Genomic DNA, 10,484 nt, shown 5'->3' on the forward strand with positions numbered 1-10,484 from the left:
TTCAACCCGCACCTGCTGTCGGATCAGTCGCCGGTGAACGCCGCCATCTCGTCGTTGGTCCTGCCGAGCTCGTTCCGACCGATCCCGGATCCGAACTCACCGACCGGCTCGCGGTGGGAACTCGACCCGACCATGCTGGAGTCGGCCGAAGTGACCAGCGACAAGCCCTTCACCGTCACCTACAAGATCCGGCCCGAGGCGCAGTGGACCGACAATGCGCCGATCGCCGCAGACGACTTCTGGTACCTGTGGCGGCAGATGGTCAGCGAGCCCGGGGTGGTCGACCCCGCTGGCTACGACTTGATCACCGGCGTGCAGTCGGTCGAGGGCGGCAAGACCGCGGTCGTCACCTTTTCGCAGCCGTACCCGGCGTGGAAGGAGTTGTTCAACGACATCCTTCCCGCGCACATCGTGAAGGACGTGCCTGGCGGGTTCGCCGCGGGCCTGGTGCGGGCGATTCCGGTGACCGGCGGCCAGTTCCGCGTCGAGAGCATCGACCCCCAGCGGGACGAGATCCTGTTGGCGCGCAACGACCGCTATTGGGGCGTGCCCGCCAAACCCGACCTGATCCTGTTCCGGCGCGGGGGAGCACCCGCCGTGCTGGCGGACTCGATCCGCAACGGCGACACCCAGGTGGCCCAGGTGCACGGCGGACAGGCCGCGTTCGTCCAGCTGGGCGCGATCCCGGACGTGCGCACCGCACGCATCGTGACACCGCGGGTGATGCAGGTGACGCTGCGTGGCCAACAGCCCCAGCTCGCCGACTCGCAGGTCCGCAGGGCCATCCTCGGGCTTCTGGACGTCGACCTGCTGGCCGCCGTCGGAGCGGGCAGCGACAACACCGTCACGCTGGCGCAGGCGCAGGTGCGCTCGCCGTCGGACCCCGGTTACGTGCCGACGTCGCCTCCGGCGATGACGAAGGAAGCGGCCCTCGACCTTCTCACCGCGTCCGGATATACCGTCGAGCAAGAGGTCTCGTCGACCAGCCCCACGCCGCAGCCGACTCCCGGTTCGCCGCCGTCGACCAGGGGCCGCATCAGCAAGGACGGCGAGCAGATGAAGTTCGTCGTCGGCGTCGCCACGAACGATCCAACGTCGGTGGCCGTGGCCAACACCGCTGCCGACCAACTCCGCAGCGTCGGCATCGCCGCGTCGGTGCTCGCCCTGGACCCGCCTGTGCTGTACGGCGACGCATTGGCGCAGAACCGGGTCGACGCGATCGTGGGCTGGCACCAAGCCGGCGGTGATCTGGCGACCGCATTGGCCTCTCGGTACGGGTGCCCGGCGCTGGAGGCCACGTCGGTGTCGACCACCCCGTCGGCCGACGGTCCTGCGCCGACCGCCTCGTCGACCACGCAGACCACCACGCCGTCGTCGACCGCCGCGTCGACCCCCGCGTCGACTCCGACGGCGACCCCGCCCGCGCCGAGTGCGCCTGCCGGGCCTGATCAGCTGGTGCAGGCCCCGAGCAACCTGACGGGCATCTGTGATCGCAGCATCCAGCCGAACATCGACGCCGCTCTCGATGGCACGACGCCCATTGGCGACGTCATCACCGCGGTGGAGCCGCGGCTGTGGAACATGGCGACGGTGCTGCCGATCTTGCAGGACACCACGATCGTGGCCGCAGGTCCCAACGTGCAGAACGTCAGCCTGACGGGTGCCGTGCCCGTCGGCATCGTCGGTGACGCCGGCAAGTGGGTCAAGGGCCCGTAAAGCTCAGTGCTTGGCGGGGTTTCGCTCGCGCAGCACCCGGATGCCGTGGGCGGTGAAGGCCGCCGCCGTGAAGACCACCAGCAACCACAGCGGCGGACGGGCGAGCTCCCACACGAAGAGCGCGGCGAACGCCGGCGCGCGCTGCGTGATGGCCAGGACGCCTGCCGCGCATGCCAGCGAGACCGCCGACACCTGAAAGTCCGTGCCCGCCAACTGATTCAGAATGAGCGTGGCCAACGACCCGGCTGCCGCACCGGTAGCCAGCGCGGGTGTGATCATGCCGCCCACCGCGCCCGCGCGCAGGAACAGGGCGGTCAGCAGCGGCTTCAGGAAGAGGATCACCGCGGCGCCGCCGAGCGTCAGGCTGGCGTTCACGCTGACCGTCAGGATGCTGCGCCCGTTGCCGGGCAGTTCCGGAAACCAGATCGAGCAGACCCCCATCGCGAGTCCCGCCGAGCCGATGGCGGGGATCAACGTCCAGCCGCGGACCCGCGGCGCGGATCGGGCCAGCGCCATCAGCTTGTCGAACGCGAAGCCGATGCCCACCGCCAAGGGGGCGATGGCGCACGCCAGAACGATGAACAGGTAGGAGAGATCGGGGTCCGGCCACGTCAACGAGTGCTCGAAGTGGGTGATGGGTGAGGCCGCCGCGACCGCAAGGCTCGACGTGATGAGCGCCGTGCCGACCACCCGCGGATGCCAGCTCTTGAGCACGATGCTCACGGTGAACAGGGCGCCCCCGAGCGGGACGCTGTAGACGGCGCCGAGTCCGGCTCCCGCCGCGCACCCCAACAGGATCTCGCGGTCCCGCGGCGTGAGCGACCATCGCGAGGTTCCGAGATCACCGAGTACCGCCGCGAGTTGGCGGGGTGCGCCTTCCCGGCCGAGCGAAGCGCCCGAGCCGACCAGAAGGACCTGCAGGACGGCGTCGATCGACATCCGCCACCTGGGAAGCGGTCGGTGCTCGGTGATGGTCGCCGAGAGTCCGGGGACGTCACCCCTGCGCCGCAGCAGCCACCAGCCGAAGCCGGCCAGCGCGCCGCCGACCATCGGCCCGATCGCGCGCCGCACCGGGCTGCTGTCGCCGACGCCGCTCAGAAGCGTGCCGAACGAGTAGTCGTACACCGCGTGTTCGACGGCGTGCAGCAACAACGTGGTCGCCGCGCCCGCGACGCCTGCGAGCAGACCGATGACCACGACGGCGCACGCGTACTCAACGGTGCGCCGCGTCACGGGGTGAATCTATCTTGAGTGGATGGAGAAGCCACGGCTGTTGTTCGTCCACGCCCACCCCGACGACGAGACGTTGACGACCGGCGCGACCATCGCCCACTACGCCGCCCGCGGGGCCGACGTCCGCGTCGTGACCTGCACGCTTGGTGAGGAGGGGGAGGTGATCGGTGACCAATGGGCGCAGCTGGCGGTCGACGGCGCCGATCAGCTGGGCGGCTATCGCATCGGCGAATTGTCCTTGGCGTTACGGCAATTGGGCGTCGCCGCGCCGATCTTCCTCGGCGGTGCGGGCCGATGGCGCGACTCGGGCATGGTCGGCAGTGCACCGCGCGCCCGGCAGAGGTTCATCGATGCCGACCCGAAGGAGGCCGTCGGCGCCCTCGTCGAAGTGATCCGCGACCAACGGCCCCACGTCGTCGTCACCTATGACGGCAACGGAGGTTACGGACATCCCGACCACATCCACGCTCACCGGGTGACGACCGCGGCCATAGCGGCGGCCGCGGGCCCCGATTACCCGGGCGATCCGTGGCAGGTGCCGAAGTTCTACTGGACGGTGGCGGCGCACTCCGCGGTCGAGGAGGGGGTGCGTGCGCTGGCCGACGTCGAGTTGCCCGCGGGCTGGACTCTGGTGGCGGCCGACGAATTCCCCCACACCTACGCCGACGACGACGTGGACGCCGTCGTCGAGGCACCCGAGAGTCGTGGCGCGAAGGTCGCGGCATTGCGCGCCCACGTCACCCAGGTCACCGTCGAGCCGGGCGACCGCGCGTGTGCACTATCCAACGACATGGCGATGGTCATCTCGACCAGCGAACACTACGTGCTGGCGCAGGGGTCGGCGGGAGAGCGCGACGGACGCGGCTGGGAAACCGATCTCCTTGCGGGGTTGAATCTGGATGAGACGCGGTACGCTCCGTAGCAACACTCGTCGAGGAATCAGCAGCTCGGGAAGGGATGGCGATGGACCCGGATCTGGATCCCAACCTGCAGCACTGGCAGGACCGTCTGGACAGTTACCAGTGGGTCGTCGGCTCCCTGGTTTCACTGCTGGACAGCGTCCCCACCTGATCGATCGCTCCGCCGGTTGGGTGCGCATCGTCGTACTCGCCGTCCTGACGCTTGACGGCGTCCTGTCCGCGATCGCGGGCGCATTTCTGCTTCCGCTCTACGTCGGCGCCGTCCCACTGCCCGTCAGCGGGCTGATCAGTGGGCTGGTCAACGTGGCGCTGGTCTGGGCTGCGCTGCAATGGGTTTCAACGCCGCGGTTGGCGGCGCTGCCCCTGTGGGCCTGGCTGGCGACAACGCTGGGGCTGACCATCGGGGGGCCCGGTGGCGACGTCGTGCTGAGCGGGGCGGGCGTGATGCAGTTCGCCCCGGTGGTGTTCGTCGTGCTGGGTGGCGGACCGCCCGCGTATGCGTTGTCTCGGCTGACGGCCAGGACCGCGACCTAGCTCCTGGTGTCCTAGCTTTTGGTGTCGGAGCCTTGGTTGTCCGAGCCTTGGGTGTCCTTCTGTTCGGGCCCGCCGCCTGAGGGTTCAGTCCCCGGTTGGTCGGCGCCGGCGTTGGCCGTCGGGTCGGCTTCGACAGGATCGATCCCCGCCTCGACGGGGATCTCGTCGTTGCTCGGAGTCGTCTGACCGGCCGCCGTCGTGGGGATGGTGGTCGTGTTCGTCGTGGTGGTGCTGCCCCGCACGATGCCCTGGGCCTGCACGCCGCCCGCCGACGTCGTCGTGGGCGTTTCGAGCGAGGGTTCGGTCTTCTCGCTCTCGGTGCCCGCCGCGAGGGTCTCGTCGTCCTGCGGCGAGGGTTCGACGAGGGGCGTGGACGCCTGCTCGGTGGCGACGTCGGATTCGGCGGTGTCGACCACCGCCACTTGCTCGTCGGTGAGTGGCTCGGGATCGGTGGTCGCGTCGCTATCGGTCTCCATCGGATCGGTGGTCGCGTCGGGATCGATGAGACCGGTGAGATCGCCTGACTCTGCGGTGTCGACGAGCCTCGCCGCCGTCGGGCCGGGCATCGACTCCAAGTCGGCGGACAGCGTGGACAGCGGCGACAGCGCGAGGTCGGCCTCGGTTGCCGCGAACGGGATCGGGGGGATCGGAGGGATCAACCAGCCGAAGAAGTAGTTGAGCTCGGCGATGCCGGTGTTGATCAACGCGTTCACCGTCGCCTGGCCTACGTAGAGAAACCCGTTGATCCAGGATGCGGGATTGAGTGGATCGTTGACGACGGGGTTGATCAGCCCGTAGACGACGCTGTCGGCGATCGGCCGGATCAGGTTGTAGTAGAAGATGTTGATCTGGCCGGAGATCAGGTAGCCGTAGGGAATGAACTGGAGCACGTAGTCGGCCAGCTCCACGCCGTAGTCCACCCAGTACTGGATGAACTGATAACCCGAGGTGATCCAGTCCGAGGCGGCGTTCAACGGCGCAGCCACGGCGAGCGGCGAAGGGACGGCGGTGGCCCGACCGGTCGGGTCGACGGCAGCCTTGGCGCTCCGCCCCGACGCAGCCTGCGCCTGCCCCGACCCAGCCTGCGCCCGCCCCGGGTCCAGCCGTTCGATGGCGGCGACCGCGCTGGCGAACCGCCCCGGGTTCGGTGGCTGGACCACGAGGGAGCGCACCGACGCGGTCAACGCGACCCGCTGCGCGGTCGGTGCAGGTGCCGCGACGGCTTCAGGCATCGCACGGGGAATCACGCTGGGTATCACGCTGGGAACCGCGATGACCCCGGCGGCGACCGCCCACAGACCGGCGGCGAGATGAGAACGAACGGAAAAGCGCATGCTCAGAACTCCATTTCGCCACAGGTCCCGACGGCGATGAACTTACGCGGGTGTCAGCCGATTGGTTGGCACACGGGCCACACCCGTGTCGCCGGGGTGCGACTACTGTGACCTCTATGCCAGGCGCCTTGGTTTCAGATTGTGAGACCCGCGGATGATTCTCGACAGCCCCGGGGTTACAGAGGAGTGGCTCTGAACCCCCAGCGCGGCGCCGATCTGCCCAGCCCCGTGGTCCCATCCAAGTCTGCAACCTCGGGTCCCGGTGCCTCGCCGACTCCCGCCGCTCTCCGTCGAGTCTTGAGACGCGCTCGCGACGGCGTCGCACTGAACGTCGAGGAAGCCGCCATCGCGATGACGGCACGTGGTGCCGACCTCGAGGATCTGACCGCCAGCGCGGCCAGGGTCCGCGACGCGGGTCTGACCGCGGCGGGTCGGCTCGGTCCGACGGGCAAGCTGCCGGTCAGTTACTCCCGCAAGGTGTTCATCCCGGTGACGCATCTGTGCCGGGACACGTGTCACTACTGCACGTTCGTCACGGTGCCTGGTCGGCTGCGGGCGCAGGGCAAGGGCATGTTCATGGAGCCCGACGAAATTCTCGACGTCGCCCGTCGTGGCGCCGAATTGGGCTGCAAGGAAGCGCTTTTCACCCTCGGCGACCGTCCAGAGGCCAGGTGGGACGAGGCGAAGCAGTGGCTTGACGAACGTGGGTACGACTCGACGCTTGACTACGTGCGAGCGATGGCGATCCGGGTGCTCGAGGAAACCGGACTGCTGCCGCACCTGAACCCCGGCGTGATGAGCTGGTCGGAGCTGTCGAGTCTCAAGCCCGTGGCGCCCTCGATGGGCATGATGCTGGAGACCACGTCACGACGGTTGTTCGAGACCAAGGGGCTCGCGCACTACGGAAGCCCCGACAAGGATCCCGCGGTGCGGTTGCGCACTCTGGACGACGCCGGTCGACTGTCGATTCCATTCACCACGGGCCTCTTGGTGGGCATCGGCGAAGACCTCACCGAACGCGCCGAGACCATGCACGCGATCCGCCGCTCCCACAAGGAGTTCGGTCACGTTCAGGAAGTGATCGTGCAGAACTTCCGGGCCAAGGAGCACACCGCGATGGCGCGGTCGGCGGACGCTGGGATCGACGACTTCCTGGCGACCATCGCCGTCACCCGACTGGTGCTCGGCCCCAAGATGCGCATCCAGGCGCCGCCGAATCTGGTGTCACGCGACGAATGCCTGGCACTCATCGGCGCTGGCGTGGACGACTGGGGTGGCGTGTCGCCGCTGACTCCGGATCACGTCAACCCGGAGCGGCCGTGGCCCGCGTTGGACGAGCTGGCCGACGTCACCGCGGAGGCGGGCTACGACCTGGTGCAGCGGTTGACGGCCCAGCCGCAGTACGTTCAGGCGGGCGCGGCGTGGATCGACCCGCGGGTGCAGGGCCACGTCGCGGCCCTCGCCGATCCCGATAGCGGTTTCGCGCGGGAGATCAATCCCGTCGGACGTCCGTGGCAGGAGCCCGACGAAGCGACCGAGTCGTTGGGGCGGACCGATCTGCACACGGCGATCGACTCCGAGGGTCGGCTGACCGAGACGCGCAGCGACCTGGGCAGTGCGTTCGGTGACTGGGAGTCCATCCGGGCGAAGGTCAACGAACTCGCCGCAAGGGCCCCGGAACGGATCGACACCGACGTACTGTCGGCCCTGCGTTCGGCGGAGCGCAATCCCGCCGGCTGCAGCGACGACGAGTACCACGCGCTGGCCACCGCAGACGGGCCGGCGATGGATGCCGTTGCCGCCCTGGCGGATTCGCTGCGCCGCGAGGTGGTGGGCGACGACGTCACGTTCGTGGTGAACCGCAACATCAACTTCACCAACATCTGCTACACCGGCTGCCGGTTCTGCGCCTTCGCTCAGCGCAAGGGCGACGCGGACGCGTTCTCGCTATCCACCGACGAGGTCGCCGACCGGGCGTGGGAGGCGCACGTCGCCGGCGCCACCGAGGTATGCATGCAGGGTGGCATCGACCCCGAGCTGCCGGTGACCGGGTACGCGGATCTGGTTCGCGCGGTCAAGGCGCGGGTGCCCTCGATGCACGTGCACGCGTTCTCCCCGATGGAGATCTCCAACGGCGTCACCAAGAGCGGAACGTCGATCCGGGAGTGGTTGATCAGTCTCCGGGAGGCCGGCCTTGGCTCGATTCCCGGCACGGCCGCTGAGATCTTGGACGACGAGGTCCGCTGGGTGCTGACGAAGGGCAAGCTGCCGACCTCGGCGTGGATCGAGGTCGTCACCACCGCCCACGAGGTCGGTCTGCGATCGAGCTCGACGATGATGTACGGCCACGTCGACACCCCGCGGCACTGGGTGGGGCACCTCAACGTGCTGCGCGACATCCAGGACCGTACGGGCGGGTTCACCGAGTTCGTGCCACTGCCGTTCGTGCATCAGTCCTCGCCGCTGTACTTGGCGGGCGGAGCGCGACCCGGTCCGACCCATCGCGACAATCGGGCGGTGCACGCGTTGGCGCGAATCATGCTGCACGGCAGGATCGATCACATTCAGACCAGCTGGGTGAAGCTCGGGACCGAACGCACCCAGGTGATGCTGCGCGGCGGGGCCAACGACCTGGGCGGCACGTTGATGGAGGAGACCATCTCCCGGATGGCCGGCTCCGAATACGGCTCGGCCAAAACGGTCGCCGAATTGGTCGAGATCGCCGAAGGGATCAACCGGCCCACCCGGCAGCGCAGCACCACCTACGCGCCGCTGGCGGCCTAGGCGTCAGGCCCGGAAGATCCGCTGATCCTCGCCGGCCCGGGTCCGGCGGACCAGCTGGCTGATCAGCAGGCCGGACTGGATGCCCAGCGCGATCGAGATCATCGAGATCAGAGTGGCGCCGAAGACGGCGCTGCTGTCACTGCCGACCAACTCGGTGATCCCGATGAGCCCGAGTGACCCTGGCACCAGCAGCCAGAAGCCGGGCAGGATCAGCGCCATGGTCGGTGGCGTCCTGGGCAGCCGTGAAATCGCGGCGGCGCCGACCGTCAGGGCAAGGCCGCCGCAGAACCCGCTGGCGTAGCTGCCGAGCAGCCAGCCGCCGAGTACCTGCCCTGTGTAGGCGACGAACAGGATCAGCACCATCCACGGCAGGAATCCCCGTGGCGGCCCGAAGAACAGCGTCGTGCCCAGGGCATAGACGACCACGCCGACCCACGGCGCCCACGCGCCCAGCAGGTTGGCCGGGTTGTCGACGAGGTTGCTGTCGCCGATCCCCGTCACCTGGGCGGCGATCAGGATGCCGAAGGCCAGCTGGGCGATCCGCATGAAACCGGTGATCAATCGGCTGGAGCCCGAAACCATCTGGTGCGTGGACAATTCGATGACAGCCAGGGTGATCGCGGCGCCGGGCAGGAAATACGCCAGTGGCGCGATCAGGACCCGCAGACTGCCGACCTCGAAGTGCAGCAGGTGGGTGATGCTGAACGCGATCAGCGCCACCAGAAACGCCCCGATGATGGGCAGCAGCTGTTCGAAGGCGTCGCTGGGGCGTGCCAGCCTGCTCAGCACGCCGACCACCAGTCCCAGGGCCAGCGCCGCTCCCAGTGCCCACGGCGAGGGCTGCAACACCAACGCCAGGCCCGCGCTCTGCACCGCGTACCCGATGACGCCGACCCAGCCCGGGAAGCGCATCGGCATGGCGTAGATGCGATCCAGTTCGGCCATGCCCTCGTCGGGCGATACGTCGCCGTTCTGGGCGCGGGCGACCAGGCGGGCCAACGGGAAGGTCTGGTGATAGCGCAGATCGTGCTCGGGCCGCGCGATGTACAGCGCGGTGTCGCCGCTGCTGTCGGTGCCGCCGACGTGCACGTAGTTGGGCAGCACCAGGATCTCGTGACCCAGGCCGTAGGCGGCGGAGGTGGTCAGCATGGTGTGCTGAACCATCGTGATGGGGTAGTTCGCGCCGGCCATTGTCGCCCCGAGCCGTGCGATGAAACCGATGGCGCCCTCGGTCGCCCCGTCCTCGGCTTTCACCCCGCGAATGTAACGCGGTAGTTAGCTGGCCCGTCCCGACGCGCCGAAGGATCCCAGCCCCGGGAATACATGCGGACTGCGGTCCGGTTACTCTCTGCGATGGCGCCGGGACGGTCCGGCACCCGAGCCAAGGAGACACCATGACTGCAGCAGTATCGACCACTGATCTCGGCACCGGAACCTGGGCAATCGACCCGGTTCACTCCTCGATCGCGTTCTCCGTCCGCCACCTCGTGGTGAGCAAGGTGCGCGGCACATTCGGCGGCTTCAGTGGCGCCATCACCGTGGCCGAGGACGGCACCCCCTCGGTGACCGCCGAGATCGACGTCGCGTCGGTCAACACCGGCAACGAGCAGCGCGATGCCCACATCAAGGCCGCCGACTTCTTCGACGTGGAGAACCACCCCACCGCGTCCTTCGTCTCGACCGGCGTCCGCGCCGACGGTGACAACTACGTGCTCGACGGCGACTTCACCCTCAAGGGCGTGACCAAGCCGGTCAGCCTGGCGCTGGAGTTCAACGGCACCAACCCCGGCATGGGCCACGGCGCGGTCGCAGGCTTCGAGGCGTCTGTCGTGCTGAACCGCAAGGACTTCGGCATCGACATCGACATGCCGCTGGAGACCGGTGGCGCCGTCGTCGGCGACAAGGTCACCATCACCCTGGAGATCGAAGCCAACAAGGGCTAGCAGGGATTTCGGCGCGGCGG

8 protein-coding genes are annotated in these 10,484 nt (G+C 68.6%); 5 read left to right on the forward strand and 3 right to left on the reverse strand.

The genetic code is table 11. The features are described from left to right. Positions 1–1,716: ABC transporter family substrate-binding protein (locus ABW137_RS36145; RefSeq protein WP_526407836.1), on the forward strand; the 1,716-nt coding region annotated here is incomplete at its 5' end. A 3-nt stretch (positions 1,717–1,719) separates the two neighbouring features. Here ABW137_RS36145 and ABW137_RS36150 read toward each other — a convergent pair. Further along, a complete protein-coding gene (locus tag ABW137_RS36150; protein WP_526407838.1) occupies positions 1,720–2,949 on the reverse strand; it encodes a chloride channel protein in 1,230 nt (409 codons plus the stop codon). A gap of 22 nt (positions 2,950–2,971) precedes the next feature. On the opposite strand from ABW137_RS36150, the gene mshB reads away from it, so the two are divergent. Continuing rightward, entirely contained in the window at positions 2,972–3,871 is a 900-nt protein-coding gene (gene mshB / locus ABW137_RS36155; protein WP_526407840.1) for an N-acetyl-1-D-myo-inositol-2-amino-2-deoxy-alpha-D-glucopyranoside deacetylase, read from the forward strand. 100 nt (positions 3,872–3,971) lie between these two features. Next, entirely contained in the window at positions 3,972–4,403 is a 432-nt protein-coding gene (locus tag ABW137_RS36160) for a hypothetical protein (protein ID WP_526407842.1), read from the forward strand. 11 nt (positions 4,404–4,414) lie between these two features. Here the strand turns inward: ABW137_RS36160 and ABW137_RS36165 are convergent, their stop codons facing one another. After that, complete coding sequence (locus ABW137_RS36165) at positions 4,415–5,737, reverse strand: hypothetical protein (RefSeq protein WP_526407843.1); 1,323 nt, start codon at positions 5,735–5,737, stop codon at positions 4,415–4,417. 186 nt (positions 5,738–5,923) lie between these two features. Between ABW137_RS36165 and ABW137_RS36170 the strand changes: the two genes are divergently transcribed. Continuing rightward, positions 5,924–8,521, forward strand: coding sequence for a bifunctional FO biosynthesis protein CofGH (locus ABW137_RS36170; RefSeq protein ID WP_526407845.1), 2,598 nt, complete (start codon positions 5,924–5,926; stop codon positions 8,519–8,521). 3 nt (positions 8,522–8,524) lie between these two features. Here the strand turns inward: ABW137_RS36170 and ABW137_RS36175 are convergent, their stop codons facing one another. After that, a complete protein-coding gene (locus tag ABW137_RS36175; protein ID WP_526407847.1) occupies positions 8,525–9,775 on the reverse strand; it encodes a threonine/serine exporter family protein in 1,251 nt (416 codons plus the stop codon). Positions 9,776–9,915: 140 nt separating this feature from the next. On the opposite strand from ABW137_RS36175, the gene ABW137_RS36180 reads away from it, so the two are divergent. Further along, a complete protein-coding gene (locus ABW137_RS36180; protein ID WP_526407849.1) occupies positions 9,916–10,464 on the forward strand; it encodes a YceI family protein in 549 nt (182 codons plus the stop codon). Positions 10,465–10,484: the final 20 nt, after the last annotated feature.

It is taken from the genome of Mycobacterium sp. (assembly GCF_040509115.1).
GTDB lineage: Bacteria > Actinomycetota > Actinomycetes > Mycobacteriales > Mycobacteriaceae > Mycobacterium.